Annotated in this window: 16 protein-coding genes and 1 CRISPR repeat array (1 of these 17 cut by a window edge); of the genes, 11 read left to right on the plus strand and 5 right to left on the minus strand. The window is 40.3% G+C overall.

The genetic code is table 11. The features are described from left to right. The first annotated feature begins 78 nt into the window (after positions 1 to 78). The 7 genes from EFE42_RS09700 to brxL are packed head-to-tail and all read left to right on the plus strand — an operon-like array spanning position 79 to position 14,946. Positions 79 to 663: a DUF1788 domain-containing protein gene (locus EFE42_RS09700; protein ID WP_123137045.1), complete on the plus strand. Its 585-nt coding sequence runs from the start codon at positions 79 to 81 to the stop codon at positions 661 to 663. A 10-nt stretch (positions 664 to 673) separates the two neighbouring features. Beyond that, complete coding sequence (brxC, locus tag EFE42_RS09705; RefSeq protein WP_123137046.1) at positions 674 to 4,237, plus strand: BREX system P-loop protein BrxC; 3,564 nt, start codon at positions 674 to 676, stop codon at positions 4,235 to 4,237. Positions 4,238 to 4,279: 42 nt separating this feature from the next. Then, positions 4,280 to 5,749, plus strand: coding sequence for a helix-turn-helix domain-containing protein (locus EFE42_RS09710; RefSeq protein ID WP_123137089.1), 1,470 nt, complete (start codon positions 4,280 to 4,282; stop codon positions 5,747 to 5,749). A gap of 16 nt (positions 5,750 to 5,765) precedes the next feature. Continuing rightward, on the plus strand, positions 5,766 to 9,233 hold the full coding sequence (gene pglX / locus EFE42_RS09715; RefSeq protein WP_123137047.1) for a BREX-1 system adenine-specific DNA-methyltransferase PglX: 3,468 nt from the start codon (positions 5,766 to 5,768) through the stop codon (positions 9,231 to 9,233). After that, entirely contained in the window at positions 9,230 to 10,255 is a 1,026-nt protein-coding gene (locus EFE42_RS09720) for a hypothetical protein (RefSeq protein WP_123137048.1), read from the plus strand. The genes pglX and EFE42_RS09720 overlap by 4 nt, the downstream gene beginning before the upstream one ends. After that, positions 10,252 to 12,897 carry a BREX-1 system phosphatase PglZ type A gene (gene pglZ / locus EFE42_RS09725; protein WP_233564810.1) on the plus strand — a complete coding sequence of 882 codons (2,646 nt, stop codon included), beginning with the start codon at positions 10,252 to 10,254 and terminating at the stop codon, positions 12,895 to 12,897. The genes EFE42_RS09720 and pglZ overlap by 4 nt, the downstream gene beginning before the upstream one ends. A 9-nt stretch (positions 12,898 to 12,906) precedes the next feature. Then, positions 12,907 to 14,946, plus strand: a complete 2,040-nt coding sequence (gene brxL / locus EFE42_RS09730; protein WP_199724126.1) for a protease Lon-related BREX system protein BrxL — start codon at positions 12,907 to 12,909, stop codon at positions 14,944 to 14,946. 18 nt (positions 14,947 to 14,964) lie between these two features. Here brxL and EFE42_RS09735 read toward each other — a convergent pair whose 3' ends face one another. The 5 genes from EFE42_RS09735 to cas1 form a co-directional block, all read right to left on the minus strand. Beyond that, complete coding sequence (locus EFE42_RS09735) at positions 14,965 to 15,627, minus strand: hypothetical protein (protein WP_123137049.1); 663 nt, start codon at positions 15,625 to 15,627, stop codon at positions 14,965 to 14,967. Between the two features lie 39 nt (positions 15,628 to 15,666). Then, positions 15,667 to 16,467, minus strand: a complete 801-nt coding sequence (locus EFE42_RS09740) for a hypothetical protein (RefSeq protein ID WP_123137050.1) — start codon at positions 16,465 to 16,467, stop codon at positions 15,667 to 15,669. Positions 16,468 to 16,488: 21 nt separating this feature from the next. Continuing rightward, entirely contained in the window at positions 16,489 to 19,548 is a 3,060-nt protein-coding gene (locus tag EFE42_RS09745; RefSeq protein ID WP_123137051.1) for an ATP-dependent DNA helicase, read from the minus strand. Positions 19,549 to 19,744: 196 nt separating this feature from the next. Further along, positions 19,745 to 20,278: a ribonuclease III family protein gene (locus EFE42_RS09750; RefSeq protein ID WP_233564811.1), complete on the minus strand. Its 534-nt coding sequence runs from the start codon at positions 20,276 to 20,278 to the stop codon at positions 19,745 to 19,747. Between the two features lie 79 nt (positions 20,279 to 20,357). Next, the gene (gene cas1 / locus EFE42_RS09755; protein ID WP_233564812.1) at positions 20,358 to 20,816 is read right to left on the minus strand and encodes a CRISPR-associated endonuclease Cas1; all 459 of its coding nucleotides are present in this window, start codon (positions 20,814 to 20,816) and stop codon (positions 20,358 to 20,360) included. Between the two features lie 428 nt (positions 20,817 to 21,244). Here cas1 and EFE42_RS10575 point away from each other — a divergent pair, with 428 nt between their 5' ends. From EFE42_RS10575 to EFE42_RS09775, 4 genes are read left to right on the plus strand one after another with little or no spacing between them, the layout of a single operon-like run. Then, on the plus strand, positions 21,245 to 21,382 hold the full coding sequence (locus tag EFE42_RS10575; RefSeq protein ID WP_158599229.1) for a hypothetical protein: 138 nt from the start codon (positions 21,245 to 21,247) through the stop codon (positions 21,380 to 21,382). Next, positions 21,366 to 22,115: an ABC transporter ATP-binding protein gene (locus tag EFE42_RS09765; RefSeq protein ID WP_199724127.1), complete on the plus strand. Its 750-nt coding sequence runs from the start codon at positions 21,366 to 21,368 to the stop codon at positions 22,113 to 22,115. The genes EFE42_RS10575 and EFE42_RS09765 overlap by 17 nt, the downstream gene beginning before the upstream one ends. After that, positions 22,116 to 23,222 (plus strand): ABC transporter permease, encoded by a 1,107-nt coding sequence (locus EFE42_RS09770; protein ID WP_123137053.1) that lies wholly within the window; start codon positions 22,116 to 22,118, stop codon positions 23,220 to 23,222. 1 nt (position 23,223) lies between these two features. Next, positions 23,224 to 24,216: a COG1361 S-layer family protein gene (locus EFE42_RS09775; RefSeq protein ID WP_123137054.1), complete on the plus strand. Its 993-nt coding sequence runs from the start codon at positions 23,224 to 23,226 to the stop codon at positions 24,214 to 24,216. A 188-nt stretch (positions 24,217 to 24,404) separates the two neighbouring features. Beyond that, a CRISPR array of direct repeats spans positions 24,405 to 26,120; the repeat unit is 37 nt; unit sequence GTTACCATTCCCTATTTTCTCGGGAGCTACTTTCAAC (it continues 2,078 nt past the right edge of the window).

A 26,120-nucleotide genomic window follows, 5' to 3' on the forward strand; every position in this document is an offset into this window, starting at 1 on the left:
CCAAGGTCTGTTAATACAAAATAGACAATCTTAACAATTAGAAAAACACCTATACACCATAAAAAATATTCAATAACCATGACCATCGAAGAACGCCTAGATGCACTTGAAGAAACCATCCAGAGTGAGGAGTTTCTACAAGGTAGAGGATTGGGGAATGAAGTCCCTTTTTGGATATTTGATTATCCACCAGAGAAAGAACTGCTTATACGTTCCAGGATTCCTAAATTAAAAGAGAATTTAAAACTTAAATCAGTAAATATCCTGGAAATTGATCTGTATGAACTGTGTCTTGAAATTGTCACAGTTATAGTTCCTATGCAAAGAATTCTTCAATTTGAATCTGACAATGGATCTGACAAGTTGTTTGAAAAATTAAGATTGATGCTTGATCCTGAGGACATCCAGAGAACCATCAAGAAAAAAATCGATGATTTTGGTGATGTGAATATAATTATCGTCACAGGGGTGGGCAAAGCCTGGCCTCTTGTAAGGTCGCATTCAATTCTGAACAATTTACAACCAGTTGTGGATGTTATGCCTCTGATATTGTTTTATCCCGGAAAATACAGCGGACTGGATTTAAGCTTATTCGGTAAGTTCAAAGATGGGAACTACTACAGGGCTTTCAGGCTTGTGGATGACAGTGCTATAGACAGTTGAGGGTGGGAATATGACTAATGATATTATGATACAGGATCTTTTTGAAAAGGACATAAAAAGGGATATAAAGGGAGTTATCAAGGTCGATCAGTATGACGAAGATGTTGTCTATACCGAACTTGATGAATATGTAATCACAAGAGAGACATCAAAACACCTGGATGTCTTTTTCCAGCGCTATTATGATGCAATGCTTACCCCTACAGATAAAATAGGTGTGTGGGTTTCCGGCTTCTTTGGATCCGGTAAATCCCATTTTATCAAAATGCTGTCTTACCTTCTGGAAAACCGTAATGTGAAAGGTAAAAATGCTCTTAACTTTTTCCAGGAGAAAGTTGAGGACCCGTCAATCTACAGCAATATTGAAAATTCCGTTAATTTTGGCACCAAAGATGTAATACTTTTCAATATTGATTCTAAAGCCAGTACAATCCATGCAGATTCGGAACCGATAGTCAATATATTAATGCGAGCTTTTAATGAAAAACGCGGTTTCTATGGGAAGGTATTCTGGATAGCAGAGCTTGAAGAGGATCTGACTGAAAAAGGATTGTATGAGCAGTTCAAACTTGAATTCCAGAAGATTGCAGGGAGTCCCTGGGAAGAGAGACGGAAGTCATATAGTTTTGAGCAGGATCTTATTGTCGATGCCCTGGTTGCTTGTAATTATCAAAGCAGGGAATCATTGAAGATTCTCTTTAAAAATGATGGGGCGAACTATCATCTGGATGTAGAGACGTTTGCCCAAAAGATTAAGAAATACTGTGAATCCCGGGGGAAGGACCACCAGGTTATTTTCCTGATCGATGAGATCGGGCAATATATTGGTGAAAATAGTAAAATGATGCTGAATCTGCAGACGATTGCGGAGGAGTTGGGCACAAAACTGGCAGGAAAGGCGTGGCTGATGGTTACTGCCCAGGCGGATATTGATGCTATTACAGAAGACCGCGTTAAAGGTTATGATTTCTCAAAGATCCAGGGGCGATTCGATACCAGGTTGAGTCTTTCCAGTGCCAACGTGGATGAGGTTATCAAGAAGAGAATACTTGCCAAAAAGCAAGAACATAATGCAACTCTTGCCGCCTTTTTTGCTGAGAAGAGATATGAACTTAAGAACCTGCTGGCTTTTTCCAAAGATTGTGCTGAAATGAAATTCTATAATGGAGAAGAGGATTTCATTGATGTGTACCCTTACGTACCTTACCAGTTCTTTGTCCTGCAGAAGGTGTTTGAGAGAATCAGAAGAAGTGGTTTTACAGGTAAACACCTGGCCAAAGGCGAACGTTCAATGCTTAATGCTTTCAAAGAGGCGACTGAAAAGTATGCTGAAGAGAATCTGGGCAGGCTTATTCCGTTCTATTCTTTCTATGATACTGTGGAGGGTTTCCTGGACCCCATTATCAAGTCTACGATCACCCAGGCTCAGGACAATTCAGAGTTAGAGGAGTTTGACAATCAGATTCTAAAGTTGCTGTTTTTGATAAGAAATGTACAGGAAGTGGTTCCAAATCTGGACAATCTGGTCGTACTTTCAGTAAGTTCTGTCGATGAGGACAAGTTGGAATTAAAGAAAAAGGTGGATGACTCCCTTAAAAGGTTGGAAAAACAGACCCTTATCAGTAAGTCTGGAGATAGGTATCATTTCCTGACCAATGAAGAACAGGAGATAAACAGGGAAATCAAGAATACTGAAGTTGAGAATTACCGTATTCTGGATACCATTTATACGTATGTTTTCGGCGATTCCAGCGAGGTATGTCCTGCCAGGTATAAGGATTACAAGTTCAACAGAGCAGTTGATGAAAAGTACAAATCTGCTGGCGCTGACCTGTCTGTCAAGTTCCTGACACCTCTTTCAGATGAATTATATGATAAAAGTGATCAACAATCCCTGTCCGGAGATGTGTTGAGCAATGTGGATTCCAAGGATACTTTATTATTTGTTTTCCCGCAGGATAGTAAAGTAGTTGATTTGGTTCGCAACCATCTGAAGATAGAGAAATATCTGCGTCAAAACACTTCAAATTCTGGCATAAAAGAGATCAATGAAATACTGAGTTCCAAGGATAAGGATAAGGATAAATTGATTGATGAGGCTAAAAGGGAAGTATTTGAAAGTGCGAAGAATGCACGCGTTTTTGTTGATGGGAAAGAAGTCAGCAGTATTGAAAAGAAGAACCCTAAGGAGAGGGTTAAGGATGGGCTCGATATCCTTTCCCAGAATGTTTACAGCAAGGCTTCCTATGTGACCTATGACTATGAGTCGGACAGAGATGTTTTGCGAGTATTGAAATCAGATGACCTGGAAAAATTCGGAGCCGGGACTTCTGATACAAACAAGAATGCTCTGGCGGAATTGCGTGATTATATAAATATCAGGCATCAGAAGAATGATAAACTGGTTTTGAAGGACATCAAAGAGAGGTTTTCGAGCAAACCATATGGCTGGAAGGATATGACCATTGCCGGGCTTGTTGCCACTCTTTTTGCCAATGAGGAAATCAAACTCTCCTACCAGAAAACTGCTTTGATCCTTAAATCCGAGAATGCCGATGAGATTGCCCGCTATCTGACCAAGAGGGAAGATGCTGACAGGATAGTTGTAAAGATCCGGGAAAAGTCCAATAAGGAGACAATAAAGGCTGTCAGGGATGTATTGAATGATGTGTTTGACAGGACGGCAATCCCTGAAAAAGAGAATGATCTTTTTGAATATACAAAGCAGGTTTTCAGCGAGAAAAGGGATGCTGCAGAAAAATATGCTGGACGTTATCAAGAAGTAGAAGTTTATCCGGGCAGAGAAGAGATCAGGGCTTACAGTGATTTCCTGAAGGAGATAAATCAGATAAATGATCCTTCTGATTTCTTGCAGGAGGTTGCCGATAAGAAGGATGAATTGGTGAGACTGAGCGAAGAAGCCAGACCTGCAATCAGTTTCTTTGAAAGCCAGATGGTTGATATTTTCAGTAAGATGTACAAGAGAGCAGATAATTATGAGCGAAATCTGCAGTTTCTCGATGCAGATATGCAGGATAATGTGCGGACTGTAAAAGAAATCCTGAAAATGGACAAACCCTATGGACGTATCAAGGAACTACCCCAGCTGGGAAGCAAAATTGATGAGGCTCTGCAGCAGAGTCTTGATACTCTAAAGGAAGAGGCATACGAGAAGCTGGATAGCCGCAGGACAGAAGTTGCCCGGGACATCGATTCTTATGGAATCCTGGAAGAGGATTTCAAAGACCGCATTTTGCAGCGCTTTGACAATCTAAGGGACAGGATTGCAACATGTGAGGAATGTGTCTATGCAAAGAGCCTGAATGATTCTATTGATGATTTGTACGAGGATGTTAGTGGTGAGATTATCAGACAAGTACAGATAATCCGGGAAAAAAATGTTGATGATGGTGGAGAAGAACAACCTCGTGTGAAGCCTACAAAGGTTGTTAAAGCATCGGAATTTACAAGCCAAAAGAAAATCGAGACCGAAGAAGACCTTGAAGAATATCTGGATTATATTCGCCAGCAACTGAAGAAATTGCTTGAAGAAAATAAAATCACAGTTATTTGATAAAGAGACGAATATAGGAATGTGATTTACAGGATGGAATTTATGCGGTTGGCGATATCTGAAATTGTTAAATTGCCTGAGGGCAAGACACTGGAATTTAAGCGTGATGTGTCTTCTCCAAAAAATATACTGAAGTCGCTAGTAGCATTTGCCAATACTGCAGGAGGGAGCCTGTTCATTGGTGTTGAGGATGGGACAAAGGAGATAATAGGAGTCTCGAACCCGCTTGACGAGGAAGAGCGGCTTTGCAGTCTCATTGCTGACAGTATTTCGCCCAGGCTTGTTCCAAATGTCGAGTTAATGACAGTTGAAGGTAAAACCGTGCTGGGTGTTGAGGTATATCCCAGTGGTTCACGTCCTCACTGGATCAGTAGAGAGGGTCATATCGACGGGGTTTATGTAAGGCTTGGTTCCACTAACAGAAAAGCTGATAGGGAACTTATAGGTGAACTTCAGAGAAGTGCTTCAGGTATCTCTTTTAATGAGATGCCGATGCCTGATCTGTCTCCTGATGAACTTGATATCGATGTTGCTAAAAAGCGCTTTAAGGGAGTACGGGAACTAAGCGAAGAGGAGTTGATAACGCTCAAGCTCCTGGTCAGGGAGCAGGGCAGGCTGGTTCCAAGCACAGGTGCAATGCTTCTCTTTGGAAAACAGAGGGATTTCCATTTCCCTGATGCATGGATACAGTGCGGGCGCTTCAAGGGAAAGGATAAGGCATACATTTTCGACCATACTGAGATCCATGAAGATCTGCCGGGCTCTGTTGATTCCGTAATGCTCTTTTTGAAAAAGCATGCTTTCAGAGGCGCTGATTTCTCAGATATCCGGCGCAAGGATGTGTGGAGCATTCCTCTTACGATACTGCGTGAGGCTCTTATCAATGCCATCGTGCATGCCGATTATTCCCAGAAGGGGGCACCTATCAGAGTGTCCTTCTTTGATGACAGAATAGAGATAGAAAATCCCGGCATACTCCTCCCGGGTATGACCATTGAAGATGTCAAGCAGGGTGTATCAAGGATCAGGAATCGTGTTATTGCCAGAGTCTTCAGGGAACTTGACCTGATAGAACAGTGGGGTAGTGGTTTCCGCCGTATCCTGAAGGACGCTGAAGAACTCGGGCTACCCCAGCCGGATATAATCGAGATAGGTATGAGAGTGAGGTTTATTGTCTACCTGGCAGATTCCATTGCGGTATCCACAGAGGGCCATGTCGGTAAAGAAGAAACCCCGTCCCGATCAGGCAAACAAGTAACCGAACAAGTAACCGAACAAGTAAGATCTTTAGTTATCTGCCTTGAAGATAAGGCATTAGGAAGGAAAAAAGTAATGCAACGTGTCGGTATAAGTAGTCGTTCGACGTTTGTTTATGATTACCTCCAGCCCGCTATCCAGTCAGGCCTGGTTGAAATGACACAACCGAATTCACCAAAAAGCCCGACCCAAAAATACTGCCTGACTGCGAAAGGTCGGGAATACCTGCAAGAAGAAAAAGATACAAAATTATGAGATTCAAGGTGGTCTAATGGATAAAAACAGTATCATTACATTTTCCAATTCATTAAGAAAGAAACTGAAGCAGGAAGTGGAGGATAGGGCTACCTTTTGCGGTATCCTGTCGGATAAAGTATTGCCCGTGGATTCAGAACATGCGGATTCCATTGTTATCGGGGGTAAGGTCTACAATAAGAAGATCAAGCACCAACGAGAGCGACTTGTAAAGGAAGTAGCCGAGAAGGGTTATGAACAGGTGATGGACGAGGTGACCTATACCTGGTTTAACCGGTTCGTGGCCCTGAAGTTCATGGAAGTTAATGATTATCTGCCTGTAAAGATATTCTCCTCGTCAGAAAAGGGAAGAGCGGAACCCGAAATACTGACAAAAGCAGCCGACCTGGATTTTTTGCAACTGGAGCTTGATTATGTGCTGGACCTCAAAGCAGAAGGCAAGGATGAAGAACTCTATCACTACCTGATCCTCAAAATCTGCAATTATCTGCATGAGATCATGCCATTCCTGTTTGAGCATATCGAGGATTACACCGAATTGCTCATCCCGGAATACCTGCTCCATACCGATTCGGTCCTTGTGGAATTGAATGACATTATTCCTGAAGAGGACTGGCAGGAAGTCGAAATCATCGGCTGGATTTATCAGGATTATGTGGCACCCCGCAAGGAAGAGGTGTTTGCCAACCTGAAGAAGAACGTAAAAATAAATAAGGAGAATATTCCTGCAGCGACCCAGTTGTTCACTCCGAAGTGGATTGTCAAGTACATGGTGGAGAATTCCCTGGCAAGATTGTGGCTGGAATCCAATCCGAATCCCACTCTGCAGGACAAGTTTGAGTATTTCATCGATCAGGAGACCCCTGAACCGGAAGAAAAAGTCTACAGCCCTGAAGAAATCACCCTGCTGGACCCGGCGATGGGCTCAGGCCATATTCTGGTCTATGCGTTTGATGTTTTTTATGAGATCTACCGCTCCATGGGTTATCTGGACAATGAGATCGCACCCCTGATCCTGAACAAGAACCTCTACGGTCTGGAGATAGATGACCGAGCCACCCAACTTGCAGGATTTGCCCTGATGATGCAGGCTCGCAAATACGACCGCAGATTATTCGAAAAAGACATACAGCTCAATCTCTGCTCCATCCAGGAGACCAATAATATAGATTACATCCCTGAGCAGATGTATCCAGAACTGCACCGCTTCATCGAATTCTTCGGGGATGCCAAGGAATACGGCTCCATCCTCAAACTTCCCAGGTTCGATTTCGACATGATCGATGCCGAATACACCCAGTTCAGCAAGAATCCTGCCATAGATACTTTCGGAGATGTCCCAAACAGCCCGGATGCCATCATCAAACAGGCCAAACTGATGAGTAGTCAGTATGATTGCGTGGTGACAAATCCGCCGTATATGGGTCATAAGGGAATGAATCCGGTTCTCAAGAAGTATGCTAAGGATAATTATCCAGACAGCAAGTCCGATTTATTTGCTATGTTTATAGAAAGGAATTTCAATTTTACGAAACCTGCGGGCCAACTTGGATTTATGACACCTTATGTATGGATGTTTATTTCATCATATGAAAAACTAAGAAATTATTTGATAGAGCAGAAAACTATCACTTCATTGATTCAACTTGAATATTCGGGTTTTGATGGTGCAACAGTGCCAATTTGTACATTTACAGCTAAAAATACCCATCTTCCTGATTATAAAGGTGGATATGTAAGGCTTTCTGATTTCCGTGGGGCAATAAATCAGGCTCCAAAAGCTATAGAAGCTATAAAGAATCCAGAATGTGGTTGGTTTTATACCGCCTCAGCCGCCGATTTCAAGAAGATTCCAGGGAGTCCTATTGCTTATTGGGTGAGTGAAAAAGTGGAGGAAATTTTTAAAATAAATGATAATCTAGAAATTTTTGCAGAGCCAAGGCATGGAATGTCTACTGGAAACAATGACAAAATGCTAAGATTGTGGCCTGAAATAAATTACAAAGATATAGGAATAGGGAAATTTAGTCATACTCAATTTTTAGAAGAGCAATACAAATTTGTACCTTACAATAAAGGTGGCAGTAAAAGAAAATGGTATGGCAATAATGATTATGTACTAAGATACGATATGCAAGGAATAAAATTGCTTAAAAGTTTTTCTGGTTTTCGTATAGATAGCAAAAACTATTTTTTTCAACCTGGAATTACTTGGAGTTCCTTAAGTAGTGGTAGTTTTAATGCGCGAATATTTGGAAATGGTTTTGTGTTTGACGCAAAAGGACAATCTTGTTTTTTGAATGAAGATTATAAAGAAAAAAGATATGAATTATTAGGTTACTTAAATTCATGCATTTCGGATTATCTATTAGAAGTATTATCTCCAACACTGGATTTCAATTCAGGCATAATCCGAAAATTGCCAATAAATATTCAAATTTTAGAAAATAATACCATTAATAGCCTAGTTAGTTCATCAATAAACATTTGTAACACAGAATGGGATTCTAGGGAAATTTCTTGGGATTTCAATAAAAGTGAATTATTGACTCATAGATCTACAAATAGAATTAAAGATGCTTATGGAAATTATTGTAGATATTGGGAGAGTGCATTTACCCAACTTCATCGAAACGAAGAAGAATTAAATCGCCAATTTATCAACATATATGATTTAATCAATGAAATGAATCCTGATGTCCCCCTTGAAGATATAACTATTCTCAAAGATGAAACACGTATAGAAGATGGGAAACTTGTTTTCAAGAAAGATGTTATTGTGAAACAGTTCATCTCCTACGCCGTGGGCTGCATGTTCGGGCGATATTCTCCGCATAAGGAAGGTTTGGTCCTTGCCAATCAGGGTGAAGGGAGGCAGGAATTTATGGAGGAAGTACCGGATGCAGAGTTCTTGCCGGATGATGATGGCATCATTCCTATACTGGATGAGGAGTATTTCACCGATGACATTGTGGGCAGGTTCAAGGAGTTTTTGAAAGTGACCTTCGGGCCGGAGAAGCTCTCAGAGAATATGGATTTCATTGCCCAGGCGCTCTCCTCCGGGGGTAAGAAGAAAACGAAGTCTTCCGAGCAGGTCATCCGGGATTATTTCCTCAAGGATTTCTACAAGGACCATGTGAAGATGTACAAGAAGAGGCCGATCTACTGGCTGTTCACTTCAGGGAAGAAGCGGGCGTTCAATGCACTGGTCTACATGCACCGCTATGACAGGACCACGCTTGCCAGGATGCGGACCGAGTACCTGCTGAAACTGGAAGGGAAAATGGATGCTCAAAGGCAGATGCTTTCCAGTGAGGATGCCCGGAATGTGAAGGAGAAGGCTAAACTGGCCGGGTATATCGAAGAGATCATGGCTTATGATGAAGTGTTCAAGAATAAGGCGGCTAAGCCTATCGAGATCGATCTGGATGACGGGGTCAAGGAGAATTACAAGTTGTTCGAGGGTTTGGTGGGGAAGATATGAAATATGATGATAAAAATTTGGAATATTTTAATAACACTGAATCATTTCAGTCAATTACTACTAAGAAACAATACAATCTTATTGATTTAAATGAGATGGAGATTTGCTACTTAAAGCAAATAATACATGATTTAGAAAAAAGTAATGATGTAATTCTCTGTTGCAGAGGAGATTCAAAAAAGAACCATTCCAAATTCATCTCAAAAGATTTATATGATTTTTTTGTTGCAGGAACAAAATCAAAATATCACGAGGAGGCACCTGAATCCTTATATGATCACTGCGAAATTAATGACGAATTCAATTTGGAAGCATTGGTCGAAAAATGTAATAGTATTCTTGAAGATATTAAGGAATGTAACTCAGATGTGGAAGGAAGAATAAATCCTGAATATGTTTCGGAGATGAAAAAGCAGAGCATAGGAGTTCAAAATGATTTTCGATTTCTTTTATTGTCTTTTTTACATAATAAAGGCATGACTTATGCAGATGAAATTGATTCCGATTTCAAACCCTATTCATGTTTTGTATCTCTAGCTTACAATAAATCAAAATATGATACTGCAAAAAAATATGCTTTAGGCAATAATAAAATAAAAAATAAGGACGGACTTATCTATATTTATATTGTTCAGAAAAATTGGAAGAATTACATTACTATAGAAGAAATGACATCAATTTTGAATGATTGTGGTGTAAAATGGAAAAAGGGTCTTGATGAAGAAATAATGATTATGAATGGATTGTATCCTCATTTCTTAGTAGGTTTTTTCGAAATGAAGAATGAAAAATGTTCTCGATTTATATTAAATTCATGGTTTCATAAGCAAATAAAACATGATTTGGAAAACTTAGATACAAGCAAATACACTAAAGGAATGTATGTAAATCAAGAAGATTTTGAACAATCTGCACAAAGACTAGGTTATAACACTGTTTTTTTGAGAAATAATATACTCAATGGAAATGAATTTATTCTGAGTAATGGAGAAACTAAAAAAACAATTGAAAGACTTCAATGAATTACAAGGGAATTAAAACCATGCTCAACGCTGAAAAGACCGCACAGGCCATACTCAAGAAATTCAATGATACCGAAGGATACAGTGATCGCAGGATCATCTTCTGGTATGATAAGGACGAGACTGCAGCAGATGGCGGGCTTGAGGAGATCGAACCGATCCTCGAGGAGAACAATATCCAGGTCCACAGGCTTGAGCAGAACTTCTTTGAGACCAAGAAACTCATTGAAGAGGATAAAACTGATACCCATTTCCTGATATATTCATCCAGGGGCGAACCGCAGCCTGACAAGAACTGGTTGCTTGATATACAGCTGTACTCCGAGCGGTTTGAAAACAGTCGGATATCCGATATAAAGAGTGAATTTGGCATCGAAGGCTATGATCTGGATAACTTCCTGGAAGAGCATTACAAGTTCTTTGAAAGCAAGGCACGTGTGGAGCCATTCCGCAAATTCTATGACCCCAAATGGCGCCAGGATGAAATGGTACTGGGCTTTCTGACAGTGCTCACAGGCTCAGATACCATCGATTTTAAAGACATAGTCCGCAAACTATTCCTCAAATCCCTGTATGAGACCGAAAATCCCGCCTGGGCCGAGATACAAAGACTCAATCTTGAAGACGATTTCTGGGAACTTGCAGGCAAATATTTCGGATTTATACAATCTGATCCCACATTACGCAAACTATTCCTGAGCATACTCCTAACCCATATAAAACGAAACACATCACTTCCCCTGAAGAAATATAAAAACTACATCAACTCCATGAGTAATGAATGTGAGATATTCATCCGCACATGGATGGACCACTCCAAAGATGGGACTTATTTCGATCAATACAGCAGGGAAACCTTTGAAGACAGCCAGCTCAAACTCGAAAAATACCTCAAGCAGGAGATCAAAGAAACTGAACCTTGCGATTACCTGGATGCAGAAGCCTTTGACGTATTCGATAGAGCGATCATAAGACAGATCGTGGACAGTTTATGTAACGACCTGGAAGAATATGAAAAATATCTGGACTGGATCTTCCAGAGAAAATCCAAACACTGGTATCCGCAATTCCAGCACATCTACAGTGCTTTGGAATATGCAATCAAACTCCATCGGTTTGCCAAAGGCTTTGAAAAAACGCTTGCTTCCTGTAAAGATGTACGTGGATTCATAGCCCGCTATGAGAAAGACCTCTACCAGATGGATTATTACTATCGTAAATTTTACTTCCATTATGATCTCGACAACAAGACGGACGTTCTTTCTAAGATCAGGGAACGTGTGGAAAACCTGTACAACAATAACCTTATCGACAAAATGCTCGGCCACTGGAGTGAACTGATCGATACAGATGTTGGGGATTACTGGAAAGTAGAACTTGCAGACCGACAGGATGAATTCTACAAGTTATATGTGCAAAACACCATTCAAAAGAATGACAAAGACAAAATTGCAGTCATAATTTCCGATGCAATGCGCTACGAGGTCGCTGTAGAACTTCAGGAAAGACTCAACAAATCCAGCCAGGGTACAATGGAACTTAAAACAATGGTTGGCTCCCTTCCTTCCTACACCAAATTGGGAATGGCATCCCTGCTACCTCATGATTCATTGCAACTCAAGGATAACCATTATTTGGCCGATGGTATTAGCACTGAGGGCACTCCCAACCGAGCAAAAATAGTGGACAAGGCAACTCCTGACAGTGTTACTTTGACCTCTGATGAACTACTGAGTCTAACACAAAAAGAAGCCCTGAAGAAATTCAAAAATATCAGGATTTTCTATATTTATCACAATGTCATTGATTCCACCGGTGACAAAGAATCTTCGGAAGACAAAGTCTTCAAAGAGACAGAAACCGCCATACAGGAAGTCCATCAAATGATTTCCAAACTCACTACTTCCCAGCTTCTGAATAATGTTATCGTCACAGCTGATCACGGCTTCATCTACAGACGGGATGACCTGGAAAGTGTTTACAAACTCGATAAAGCAACCTTTGATAAAGACAGAATTATCGACTCTAAAAAACGCTTCATCCTCACTACAGAAGATATCGATGTTATGAACACTCACAAATTTAAGATCAATAATCTGGTTGAAGCAGAAAAGGATCTTTATGCCTATGTCCCGGTAGCCGATCTGAGATTCAGGATGCAGGGAGGCGGACTCAAATTTGTCCACGGTGGTCTGGCTCCCCAGGAAATAATCATTCCTGTCCTCAAATATAGCTATAAAAAGAGTGCAGAGCTGGAGCGCAAAGGAATCAAAAAAGGCAAAGTTGGAGTAACTGTTACCAATCCGGGTCGAAGGATCACAAGCAATTCCTTCTCTGTAAACCTGCTGCAGACTGAAAAGGTAAGTGACAAACTTAAACCTTTGAAAGTCCGTATAGCCCTCTGGGACAGCGAGTTTGACGGCGAAAAGGTAAGTGATGAAAAGACCGTGATCCTAGAACGTTCTTCAGAAGAACCTACAGAACGCCAACAGAAGGTCATATTAACCCTTGGGAATAATGTAGAGAACAAAACATATTATCTCAAGTTGATAGACGATGATCCAACTGCGATTAATAAGAATGTAATAGAGCCGATACCTTTTGAAGTAGATCTACTACTGAAAGATGATTTTGATTTTTGAGGCAAAAATATGAACGGGACAGAAATTGATACATCCATTGATGAAAAATTGCAGCAATACTTTGCAGGCCGTGTGGTACGCAAAGACCTCACCAAAATGATGAAAGTAGGCTACAATGTCCCGGTTTATGTCCTCGAATACCTGCTGGGCTCCAACTGTGCCACCGAAGATGAAGACCTGATAGCAGCCGGTGTAGAAAAGGTAAAAAATATCCTGTCCCGAAATTATGTCCGACCGGATGAGGCGGAAAAAATAAAATCCCGCATCAGAGAAAGCGGTTATTACACAATAATAGACAAGGTAACTGTAAAACTGAATGAGAGACGGGATGTCTATGAAGCCGTATTTTCCAATCTGGGAATTGCCCAGGTGGAAGTTGAATCTGATTATGTAATGCGCTACGATAAACTGCTTGGTGGCGGTATCTGGTGTATCGTCAAGATGGAATACGAACCAGACCAGATGGGATCACCCTTCACAATTTCGGACTTAAAACCCATTCAACTGCCCAACATCAATGTAAACGAGATCCTTGAAAACAGGAACTTTTTCACAAAAGAAGAATGGATGGACGTCCTGCTGCGCTCTGTAGGGATGGAGCCTTCCAATCTCGAAGAAAGAACAAAGTGGCATCTTCTTGAAAGGCTTGTACCCCTTGTCGAAAACAACTATAATATGTGTGAACTCGGCCCCAGGAGTACAGGCAAATCTCACGTTTACAAAGAGATCTCACCAAACTCAGTCCTTATCTCCGGCGGACAAACCACTGTAGCAAACCTGTTCTACAATATGTCCACACGTCAGGTAGGACTGGTGGGCATGTGGGATGTTGTGGCCTTTGATGAGGTTGCAGGGATTAATTTCAAAGATAAGGACGGCATCCAGATTCTGAAAGACTACATGGCTTCAGGTTCCTTTGCCAGAGGTAGAGAGCAGATCAATGCCAACGCCTCTATAGCCTTTGTAGGTAATATCAACCAAAGCATATCCTCTCTTTTAAAAACGCATCACCTATTTGCTCCCTTCCCTGAAGCAATGAATAATGACAGTGCCTTTTTTGACAGGATACATTATTATCTCCCGGGCTGGGAGGTTCCAAAATTTAGGCCTGAACATTTCACCGATAAACATGGTTTTATTGTAGACTATATTGCCGAATTCTTCCGTGAAATGCGTAAATACTCCTACGCAGACAGTCTATTCAACTATTTCAAGATGGGGTCCAATCTGAACCAGAGAGATGTAATTGCTGTGAAAAAAACCTATTCAGGGCTTGTCAAATTAATCTATCCCAATGGAGAAATCACCCGGCAAGAGGCTGAAGAAGTACTTCAATATGCTCTGGAAGGCAGAAGGCGTGTAAAGGAACAACTCAAAAAGATCGGCGGTATGGAATTCTTTGATGTGAACTTCTCCTATCTGGATAATGAAACTATGGAAGAAGATTTTGTAAACGTTCCGGAAAGTGGTGGTAACAAGATTATTCCTCCAGGACTTGGAAAACCAGGTGAAGCTTTTGCTGTTGCTCCAAATGAAAACGGAAAAATCGGTGTCTATAAGTTAGAACTGCAAATTGCCACCGGGAATGGAAAATATGAAGCCACAGGGCTTAGCAGCAATTCAGCAGCCAAAGAATCGGTCAAAACCGCTATCAATTACTTCAAAGCCAATGCCAAATCTATCAGCCAATCCATATCCACCAAAGAAAGTGATTATTTCCTCAACTTCCAGGACATGTATGGAATCGGACTGGCGGATGGTCTGACACTTTCGGCTTTTATCAGTCTCTGTTCCGGAGCCCTTGACAAACCACTGCATGAACAAACTGCCATAATTGGCGATATGACAATAGGTGGCTCCATTAATGCAGTGGACAATTTAGCAGACCTTCTGCAGGTATGTCTTGATGCCGGAGCAAAGAAAGTATTGATCCCATCTGCGTCCACAGCAAGGTTGGGAAGCGTACCGCCTGAAGTGTTGAGCAAGTTCCAGCTCTCTTTTTATGATGACCCGATAGATGCTGTTCAGAAAGCGTTGTTCTTTATGTGATTACTTTCTAATTGGAAATTATCTATAAGGGAAAATTTCAAGGTAATCGTTACAAGATATATGATGATTTGAGTTAGTATCATCTATATTTATATTGTTATTTTGGAACAACTCAATAGCTGGATTTACTACAAGTTCTTGTAAAAAATCACTATTGCAAATATTTAGCAAACGGAGGGTTACAAAAATATTTTCTGTTAATCCATAAAAGTTTATAGATGATTTGTCAGTTGTTGGATTACTACAAATTAAATACTTGTTTTCTTTTTTTAATTTCCAATCTCTGCCAAGCATGAATGGCCAATAAAGTAACCAGTGATCCCCAATTCCAAATTTTTTATTTACAACATTTCCATCATATGTAAATAACCCATATGAGATAACTGGTGCCACTTCATTATGAAAAACTATATTGATTACAATTTGTTTATGACCTTGTTCCTCACCCTCAACAAAATAATATGGTCTGGCAATACCGTCAACTAGCCAACCTCCAAATTCAGAAACACGATCACTGCGCCATCGACAAATTGCGTTTGGATTATTTAAATTCGGTTGAAATCCATTATTAGCAAACTGTTGGTCCATCTCAAGAATAAGCTTAGAAATTTGCTCATAAAATGTCTGTACATTTTTAAATGAAGTAGTAATTGAATTTTCATTTTCTGTTTGATCAAACATCTTAATTCCTCTTAAAAGAATAAAAAATATATTATTGTTTTACTTTTTACTAAAAAAACAATATGTAGGCTTGCAGCATTCCATTTCCCAATCAAATATAATCTTTTTCGGATAGAAAAAATATTCAAAACGTTTGCATTGTCTGGAATAAGAACTAAATCCTGTAAATGACCAAAAGTTTTTTGCTTTTAGATAATCGCTCAAATCACTCAAAATACTTAACTCAAATTCCTTGAGATCTAAAATTCCAATATTATTATTTAATTCATCATAAAGATTATACCAGCTCATCCATAAAAAGTAATTAGATGGATTTATTTTTTCATACCTTTTTATTTCATTTATCGCACTAATAAAATTATCAGATGGCAATGAATAATCGGCTGTTAAATAAATTAAAAATCGTTTTGCATCCTTAGCTATTTCAAATTGACCAATATTCTTCACCTGAAATAGATTAAAGAATTCACGCGAGAGTTGGTTTTCATACTTATGTGATTCAAATTCATAAGATACTGAGTACATATTTTGCTGAGAAAAATATTTCACTTCTATTAAAAATAGATATTTTATTTGTAAGGATGTATCTTTTATTAATAGCAGCAAATCAGGTTCAGAATTGTCATGAAATCTTGGCCAGAAAATTAATTCAAAATCCCAATTATCTGGTATACAGGAAATATTAAATTGTTCTCCTTTTAAACTTCGAGCTGCACTAAGAAAAGCATGAGAAAAAGTACGCATTGTACAATATTTTATTAAACCAAAATAGTTAGAAGTTAAAATATCTTCACGATTTTGTACTTCAGGTATTTTCCCTTTCAATTCTGCATCAATCATCTATTAGCAACCTTATAACAATTACTTGTTCTCATTGTACCACTCACAAATCCCCTTATAATCACAGAAATAACAATTCGGCTCTTCCTTGACCTCAAAATCCTCGGCTTTAATATCTGCCACAATCTGCCTTACACCATCAAGTACAGAATTAATCTGTGCTTCGTCCACATCCATTAACCTGAGGTCACGTATCTTCGGATTGACATACATCAGTCCTGCTTTGACCGGATATTTTCCATACCTCTCTCTGACAGCCTGGCAGTAAAGGGCAAGCTGTACATCTTCTGGCATCTTATTCTTGCTCAGTGGACTTTTGCTGGTCTTGTAATCGATAACAATATACTCGCCCGCAGGGGTTTGGTCGATTCGGTCAATTACTCCTCCAAACTGTGCTCCATCAAGTTTGAGATTGAACTTCTCCTCCACAGCAATCGTTTCATTGAGATTGCTTTTTTCAAACTCAAACCAGTATTCCAGCATCTGCCTGACTCTTTCAAGTTCCTGCTGCTCGTGGGTCTCTGAATCGAAAACAGAACCATCCCAGGTTTTATCCAGGATACGAGTGGCAAGTTCCATATCAATGGACTCGCCCTGCATCTTGTGCCTGCAAAGCTGTTCAAACACAGAATGTACATCGGTTCCTGTCTGGAAGAATGTCTTTTGAGGAATCGGTATATTCAGTACATTGCTATACTTGAATTTCAGAGGACACTCCATGTATTGCCTGATCTTGGACGCCGAGAAACGCATATCAGAATCCACAAGAGGTGGTAAATCTTCATTCACCAGTGCCTCCAATTCTCCCATCTCTCTGGGTGTGATGTTCAGAAAATCCTCAATATCAAAAACAGACAGGTTGCCCTTTTCCTCTATCTCTTTTAACTGAGTTAGCACAACCAGTGCTTCCAGTGCCTGCTTCATCTGGCCCTGGCCGGCATACATGTCCAAAAGCCTGAGATATTCATCCTGTTTTCCTTTCAATGGCGATTCCGTGGTAACAGTCTCTGTATCCTGTAATTTGTCAGTTTCAATGTATTCAATCAGGGAATTGGATTCATAATCTAACTGGCTGACAAACTCACTGGGTTTGATACCTCGCTTGTTGCCTGTATATTTTTCAGGAAATGTGAGATACAAATTTTCCCTGGCTCTGGTCATGGCTACATAGGCCAGCCTGCGTTCTTCCTCCAGATGCAGGATCTTATCCTCCACATCCCTCTGCACACCTCTCTCAAGTTCCCGGGGGACACGAAACTGCTTTTTGGTGAATCTCAGAGGCAGATGGCGGTCAGCCATATCACAGACAAAGACAACCTTTGCTTCCTTACCCTTTGACTGATGAATGGTCATGACCTTAACAGTATTTTCCTCACTGGTTTCCTCATCCCCGATATCCAGATTGAAAACCAGTTCCAGATATTCAACAGCCCTGGCAAATTCAGAACCCCCGTCCACAAGTTCCAGATCTTCTACCATACTGGTCAGGGAGTTGAGGATATGAATATTCCTTCTGGAAGCCAGGGTATCTGCAAGCAACTGGGCCCTGTACAGGTCGGTATTCTCGGATAACAGATATTTCACAGTATCAGATGGCAGGTGATTCTTCCTGTAATCGATAAGTTCATTGAGCCTGGCAAGGATGGACTTGACAAGTGCCTTTTGAGTTATTGAAACGTTGTCAAGATGGTGTTGCAGCACAGAATATATTCCATCCCCTTCCAGTTCAGTCTTCCTGCTGAGTTTTTTTGCCACAGTATTGATCTTCTGGAGGTCATGTTCACTTACTCCTTCCCTTGCAAACACTTTGGCAAAAGCAATTCCATTATTGAAGGGATCAGCGACAATATGCATGTAGGCCAGGGCTTCCTGTACAATGGGATAATTCTTAAGCTGCAGATTGCCCACATATTCCACAGGGATCATTCTGCCTTTCAATGCATCACTGTACTTTTTCCCATCAGCACGTTTCCTGGTAAGTACAAAGATCTCTTCAGGAGCAATATCCTCTTCTTCAATCAGCCGCTGAATCTCATCTGCAACCCATTGAGCCTCACTGGAATCATCGGGTGTTTTTACTACCTTTATTTTCTCCCCATCCCCATTGTGGGAATGTAGAGTCTTAGCTTCCCTTTCCGGGTTTGTTGCAATCAATTGCTGGGATAATTGTACTATCTGTGAGCTGGACCTGTAATTGCGATCCAGGGGTATTTTCTCAAGAGATGCGTAGTAATCCTGCAGTTGTTTGATATTGGAAAGATAGGCACCCCGGAATCTGTAGATGCACTGGTCATCATCAGCAACACAGGTCAGGTTAGTGCCATCGGCAATTAGATTGATAAGATAAAGCTGGGCATAATTTGTATCCTGGAATTCATCTACCAAAACGTAATCATATCTGTTGCGAATCTGATTTCGAACAACTTCATTGTTTTCCAGCAGGCGACATGTCATTGTGATCATGTCATCGTAATCCATGAAATTATGGTCCCGTTTGTACTGCTGGTAATGTGAATAGAACCTGGCAAGGTCGGCAAGTTTGAGCAGTTCATCCCTTTCTTCTTCATCAACGGTTTCATCCAGCTTTCGCGTGACAAAATCCTGCAACTCCTGCGGACCTACCAGATGGTCATGTAGCTGAGACACACCCTCCAGCAGGCTTGTGATGAGATCATAGGGTCTGTTGGGAATCGCAATATTCTCAAAACCAAAGGAGTCGATATTGTTTATTCCCCACACATGAGAATGTTCCTGTGAAATTAATCTGGTACCCTGATTAATGCCAACATACAGGGAGAACTCCTTGAGCAAATCATTGCAGTAGGAATGGAAGGTGGATACCGTAATTGCGCTGGATTCTCCAATACGGTTTTCAATTCTCTCCTCCATCTCTCCTGCGGCCTTTTCAGAGAATGTCAGGGCAAGTATCCGGTCAGGAGAAAATCCTTCATCCACAAGGTTTACTACCTTTTTCGTAATGGTCAGGGTTTTGCCAGAACCAGGACCTGCGAGTATTAGAAGTGGGCCGTCTGTATAATCAACTGCCTGTGATTGTGAAGGATTGAGTTTAATATCTCCCAATTTTTAGTACCCCATTTACAATTTTATTATATAGCAAATGATTAAATCCAATTTGTATAAGTTTTTCTATTTTTTTGTATAACTGAGGTGTTGCAATATTAATATGTCATATTTTTCAATATATCAAATAAGAACTGATAAATGCATAGCAGGAGGGAATAAAAAATAAGAAACTGTCGAGGTAACATACTTCTCTTTATACATTAGGATTTAATATAACGTGTTTTAAAACAAATTCTTTAGCCTTTTGATAACCTGTTTCCTTTCCGTCAAGAAATATGGCCCCTATCAGTGCTTCCAACACATTTGATGTACGTGTATTTATACCATCTTCATTATTAGATTCGCCATTTCCTTTCATTAAGAAATTATCTAACCTTAAATTATTAGCTATTTCCGATAGATAATCGTTTTTAACAAATTTTACCCTTTCTTTATGAAGCTCGCCTTCCTGCCCGATCAAATTTTCATACATATGTTCTGTAACCACTAATTCCAGAACAGCATCTCCCAAAAATTCAAGTCTTTCATTACATTGATTTAGTTCATTATGTTCGTTAAGATAACTACTATGAACAAAAGCCTGATTTAAAAGATCTTCATCGTCAAATTCAAATCCAATCTTTTTTTCCAGATCTGTCAGTTTATTCAAAATATCCTCTCCTAAAATTATTGTATTATTCAATAGCAGGAACTCTCTGTTTCCATTCTTCCAATCTCTCCCTAACATGAGCATTCAAAATAAACGGTTTCCCAGATTTAGCATTCTGTTTCATATAATGCAAAGTACCCTTTGAGAACCCCAATTTTTACCACTCAACATAGGAAATATCAAGAATCAACTGCCTTATTTCCATGTTGTCCTGTCTTTCAATTTCATACACAGGAGACACGAAATCAACGGTTTTGCGTTTGCCAACAAGGTATTGAGCCAATTCTCTTGTCTTCAGGAGCAATATAGCACTCCATGTATGCTGTTTATTCCTGTGTTTGGCACGTTTATTCAACCATTGATTAACTTCTTCAGTAACCTTCCTGGCCCCTATAGGCTTAAGCCTTAGCGCATAAGTCTCTGTCCGGATGAAGTCCTGCTTATCCATTGCTCCTTTCTCAACCAGTGAAAAAACAGCCAGGCCAACAATAAACCTGAATGGTTCTTGCAAATCATAAGCAAGGCTATTCTTGCTCGAACTCGTCTCATGTAAAAACCCAACATGAGGATCTAGGCCAACTGAGTTTATGGCCCTCAGTATGAGACAAAGAGACAAGACTCAAGCGACATACGAAAAAAGATTCTAAGCATTTCTTATTCAGACTGGAAAAAGCTAGGATTTTTAAAGGTACTTTGCACTATATGAAGAAAAATGCGAAAGCAGATAAGCCTTTTACGCTTAATGCTCATAACAAAGAACGTTTGGATAAGTGGGAAAAGCTTGTTGCAAATGAGTAATTATGGTGTCTTTTAGCTTTCTTTTTGTGCTGTTTTCTACATGAATTCAGGAGACAAATGCAACGACAGACTAATGACATAGGAGACAATTCCAGGAGACAGACACAACGGACAAAACGACTGACAAAAACAGAAATAACATTATATTAGATGTGTGGACTATAAAGTTAGTATCTATCACATGTTAAAATAATGGTAAACTCTCATTCTACAGTATTGTTTTTATAGGGTTTTGTTGATAAATCAATGGTACGGGAAGGTGTTGATGATACCTTTGTAAGTGACATTAAAGAAGAGGTTGAAATATTTACAGATATATTCGTACATGCAATTTTAAATCCCGCTAATAAGCAAACCGGTGATCAGTTTGAATCCAATAATTGAGGTCAGAGACCTCAGGAAAATATTCCATTCAAGGGGAAGGAAAATAATCGCAGTGGACGATGTAAGTTTCGATATAATGGAAGGGGAAATATTTGGTATGATAGGGCCAAACGGAGCCGGCAAGTCAACCATATTCTCCATGCTTACAACACTGGTAAAACCCACAAGTGGCAGCATAAAGGTTGCAGGTTTTGATGTATATAAACAAGATGGAAAAATAAGACCTGTCATAGGCATAGTTCCCCAGAAACTCAGTCTGTACCCTGATCTGACTGCAAAAGAAAACCTGGAGCTAATGGGCATGCTCTATGATGTACCTAAAAATCTCATGGAAGAACGAATAGAATATTACCTGAAACTTGTGGGTCTTTCAAGCCATGCAAATAGATATACAGGAGGATTCTCTGGTGGTATGAAACAACGCCTTTCGGTTATCTGCGCAGTATTACACGACCCACAGATCATATTCTGGGACGAACCCACGACCGGCCTTGACCCTCAGACTAGGCAATCAATATGGAAACTTGCAAAGAAGTTCAACAGTGAAGGAAAAACACTGGTCTTTACTACCCATTATATGGAAGAGGCAAACAATTTCTGTGACAGGGTTGCTATCATGAACCTGGGTAAACTTGTGGCCTTGGATGCACCGCAGAGTCTGAAAGAAAAGGCAGGGTCAGATAATCTGGAAGATGTATTTATTAGTCTTACAGGCGCTGAGGTGCGTGATTAAATGACAGTAAAGAATGAACTCAGGCATGCATGGATAATAACTGTAAAAGAGATAAGGCAGCTTTCAAGGAAGAAAGCACTTATGGTCCCTTTGTTCCTTTTTCCAATAATTATGATAATCTTTTTTGGTTATGGTATGGGCGGAACCGTAAAGAATGCACCTATTTTGATAGTTAATGATGATACAGGTACAGATTCAGCTTCCCTTATACAGGAAATAGGGGCTTACACATCCAGCTACAACGGAAATCCGATGTTTACAGTTACATACACTAGGGACATGTCGCAGGCAGAAGCTGAAAGTAAAATAGATGCCGGGATATACAAAGCCGTTTTGCTTATTCCGCATGACTATAGTGAACGACTGATTAAAAACGACGATGTGACGCTGACTCTTCTTACTGACGCATCGGACCCCACTACAAGTGGTATTATCATAAGTTTCATGCAGCAGCTTATGTCACGGCCAGGACCCGTTTCCCTTGATATTCCCAATATTTACGGAAATCTTGAGTATCTCGATTTCCTTACACCTGCCGTCATAGCTCTTACCATTTTCATGGGTTCTGTTGCAACTACAGGTTCTGCCATTGCAGGTGAAAAGGAAGATGGTACCATTGTTCGTATCCTTATGACTCCCGTAAGCAGGAGATCTGTAATTCTTGGAAAAACGATTTACCAGCTTATATTACAGCTAGCCAGAGCTGTTATCCTGATACTTGCAGCTTATTTCCTCGTGGGGTTTCATATGAATGGAAGCTGGCTCCTTGTTGCCCTGGTACTCACCATTTTCACACTGGGAGGTGTGGGTATGGGTATAGTCATGTCTACAAGGGTGGATGATATGGAGTCTTTTTTCCAGCTCAACCTGCTGTTCACCCTTCCATCTATGTTTATCACAGGAGTCTTTTTCCCCTTAAGTTCGATTCCTGACTGGATGCGCTACATCGCCTATTGTTTGCCTCTTACCTATGCAAACGATGCCATGCGAACAATAATGATAAAAGGTCAGGGACTAAGCGCTATATCAACTGATTTAATAATTCTAACTCTGTTTGCACTCATTACTTTCAGTTCAGGTGTTCACTTATTCAGGAGGGAAGCATAATATGAAAATGAAGAATGTAATGATATCCTCGATTCTATTGATCTTGATGTTCTCAGGTCTTGCAGGAGCCTATGACACGCCGGATAATTACAATTATCCCCAGAGTTTTGATCTTGGGATGAACTTCTACGATGTGTATGGCAGCCCGTATCTCAGCGCCACGATAATAGGAAGCAATGAATTTGACAGGGGTCAGACGGTGACCCTGAACATCGATCTTGTTAACAAAGGCAAACTTCTTGGCTTCAAAAGTGACAGGACTCCCAGGGACAGAGACGAGATTTTTGCCGCTCAGACAGAAATGAAGCTTGAAAGCAATGTGGTGGAAGCTACAGGAATTGTTGCTTCTCTTTCAACCGATCCGGACAGCCCCATCGAAATCAAATCCGTCAGCCAGCAGCTGGGTTCCATAAAGAGCGGACAGAATTCACTTTCACCGGCAAAATTCGATATAAAGATAGATAAGAATGCCAAAGCAGGTGAATACAATCTTTATCTGGATATTGCCTATGATTATCAGAAAAATGTGCAGGTAGAAGATGCCAATGTGACTGACCAGACCTACGATGTAAATCACTGGTATGGTACAATGGCTCAGAACCAGACTTTAAAGATCATCGTCAACAAGCAGGCAGATTTTGAAATTGTAAAGACAACAGGAAGCCTTTATCCTGGTGGAGAGGAAGTTATTGAAATAACAGTAATGAACACCGGTGAGGAAGAGGCAAGAGAAGTTAAGCTGATTGTCAATCCTTCGGATCCTTTAAGCACAACCGACGATATGGCGTATCTCTTCACAATGGATCCAGGCAGTACTGCGGTTGCAAAGATTAAAATCAAGGCAGATAGTGAAGCTGTAGCGAAGGACTATGGAATCGATACCACACTAAGATACGAAAATCTTGATGGGGATACAGAATATTCAGATGCCCTCCAGGCCAGGGTGGAAGTGAAAAAAGCAGGGCTTTTCCAGAGACTCTTCGGATGGCTCTGATTATTGGAGGGTAAGAAAATGAAGTTGCCTATAATTGAGATTGTCGGAAAAGCCCATATTCAAGAAAATTATAACATATCCATTAAATACAGTGCAACACAGCATAGCGTTTGACTTTCAGTCATTGCTTGAAATTTTCGATTTTACCACTTTTCCGACAGTCTCTTTTACAGGACCAGATTAAAATTGTTACCATTCCCTATTTTCTCGGGAGCTACTTTCAACCGAAAAGAATGGTATCGGCGACGGTTGTGCTACACACTGTTACCATTCCCTATTTTCTCGGGAGCTACTTTCAACCAATCATGCACAAACTGTATCATAATCTGTGCTGATTGAGTTGCCATTCCCTATTTTCTCGGGAGCTACTTTCAACATGAGTATGGCAGAATAAAACTAGAATCTGATCTAAAGGATCTGTTACCATTCCCTATTTTCTCGGGAGCTACTTTCAACGGTTTGATACCGAATGCGTCTTTTCTTCTATCAAGTAGTTACCATTCCCTATTTTCTCGGGAGCTACTTTCAACTGACAGATACAGAAATCAAAGAAAATAAAGAACCTGAACGTTACCATTCCCTATTTTCTCGGGAGCTACTTTCAACCCGATTTCAGCCAGATCTTTTCTCTCCAGTATTTACCGTTACCATTCCCTATTTTCTCGGGAGCTACTTTCAACAATTTAAGCCGGCAGACGGACGTGCATTGTTCCGCATGTTACCATTCCCTATTTTCTCGGGAGCTACTTTCAACATACGGTAATGGTCTCTGATAAGGATTTAGGCACTATGTTACCATTCCCTATTTTCTCGGGAGCTACTTTCAACAATAGACGCGATTATGCAATTGTGGTCAGCGCACAGGAGTTACCATTCCCTATTTTCTCGGGAGCTACTTTCAACGGGATTTCGTCGGCAGGCAGTCGACCAAAATTATTTGTGTTACCATTCCCTATTTTCTCGGGAGCTACTTTCAACAAAATATGCCAGAAATAATTGACTATAATACAGTTGTGAGTTACCATTCCCTATTTTCTCGGGAGCTACTTTCAACGGTACAATTTAGTACAGTGAAATACTATATAGATTCGTTACCATTCCCTATTTTCTCGGGAGCTACTTTCAACTGGTGCAGAAGATATGCAGCATTATAAACTGGTTGCAGTTACCATTCCCTATTTTCTCGGGAGCTACTTTCAACAAGATGAGTCTAATTAGAGGGCTCGAATCCAAAATTGGTTACCATTCCCTATTTTCTCGGGAGCTACTTTCAACGCAATCCTGAATACCGTTAGTCAAGAGGTACTGTTGGTTACCATTCCCTATTTTCTCGGGAGCTACTTTCAACATAATGCAGTTATCAAAAAAGATTGACACATTTGTTAAGTTACCATTCCCTATTTTCTCGGGAGCTACTTTCAACCTATCTGCCACGGTTTGCAGGGGGAAGGCTTTCTCTCTGTTACCATTCCCTATTTTCTCGGGAGCTACTTTCAACATCAGATCCATTTCAGGGGTTAGATCTTCGTAGTTGATAAGTTACCATTCCCTATTTTCTCGGGAGCTACTTTCAACCAATGAAACAGCAAATCAAACGTTTGAAGGAAAGTGGTTACCATTCCCTATTTTCTCGGGAGCTACTTTCAACAAGATACAGAAAGGGCTATCATTGAAATAGTATTTGCAATGTGTTACCATTCCCTATTTTCTCGGGAGCTACTTTCAACTGAAAGCAAAAAACGAGAAAAAAATCAATCATATAATAAGTTACCATTCCCTATTTTCTCGGGAGCTACTTTCAACAACTGGATGAAGGTTTTGAACTATCATTTATTTCTAATGTTACCATTCCCTATTTTCTCGGGAGCTACTTTCAACGGGAATTCCTGGCAATCAATGTATGA

The sequence above is a fragment of the Methanohalophilus sp. RSK genome (genome assembly GCF_003722075.1).
In the GTDB taxonomy this organism is placed as follows: domain Archaea; phylum Halobacteriota; class Methanosarcinia; order Methanosarcinales; family Methanosarcinaceae; genus Methanohalophilus.

What these genes read in the sequence shown, in the direction of transcription:
- EFE42_RS09700 (WP_123137045.1), top strand. Translation starts at nt 79, where the DNA reads ATGACCATCGAAGAACGCCTAGATGCACTTGAAGAAACCATCCAGAGT.
- brxC (WP_123137046.1), top strand. Translation starts at nt 674, where the DNA reads ATGACTAATGATATTATGATACAGGATCTTTTTGAAAAGGACATAAAA.
- EFE42_RS09710 (WP_123137089.1), top strand. Translation starts at nt 4,280, where the DNA reads ATGCGGTTGGCGATATCTGAAATTGTTAAATTGCCTGAGGGCAAGACA.
- pglX (WP_123137047.1), top strand. Translation starts at nt 5,766, where the DNA reads ATGGATAAAAACAGTATCATTACATTTTCCAATTCATTAAGAAAGAAA.
- EFE42_RS09720 (WP_123137048.1), top strand. Translation starts at nt 9,230, where the DNA reads ATGAAATATGATGATAAAAATTTGGAATATTTTAATAACACTGAATCA.
- pglZ (WP_233564810.1), top strand. Translation starts at nt 10,252, where the DNA reads ATGAATTACAAGGGAATTAAAACCATGCTCAACGCTGAAAAGACCGCA.
- brxL (WP_199724126.1), top strand. Translation starts at nt 12,907, where the DNA reads ATGAACGGGACAGAAATTGATACATCCATTGATGAAAAATTGCAGCAA.
- EFE42_RS09735 (WP_123137049.1), bottom strand. Translation starts at nt 15,627, where the DNA reads ATGTTTGATCAAACAGAAAATGAAAATTCAATTACTACTTCATTTAAA.
- EFE42_RS09740 (WP_123137050.1), bottom strand. Translation starts at nt 16,467, where the DNA reads ATGATTGATGCAGAATTGAAAGGGAAAATACCTGAAGTACAAAATCGT.
- EFE42_RS09750 (WP_233564811.1), bottom strand. Translation starts at nt 20,278, where the DNA reads ATGTTAGGGAGAGATTGGAAGAATGGAAACAGAGAGTTCCTGCTATTG.
- EFE42_RS10575 (WP_158599229.1), top strand. Translation starts at nt 21,245, where the DNA reads ATGGTACGGGAAGGTGTTGATGATACCTTTGTAAGTGACATTAAAGAA.
- EFE42_RS09770 (WP_123137053.1), top strand. Translation starts at nt 22,116, where the DNA reads ATGACAGTAAAGAATGAACTCAGGCATGCATGGATAATAACTGTAAAA.
- EFE42_RS09775 (WP_123137054.1), top strand. Translation starts at nt 23,224, where the DNA reads ATGAAAATGAAGAATGTAATGATATCCTCGATTCTATTGATCTTGATG.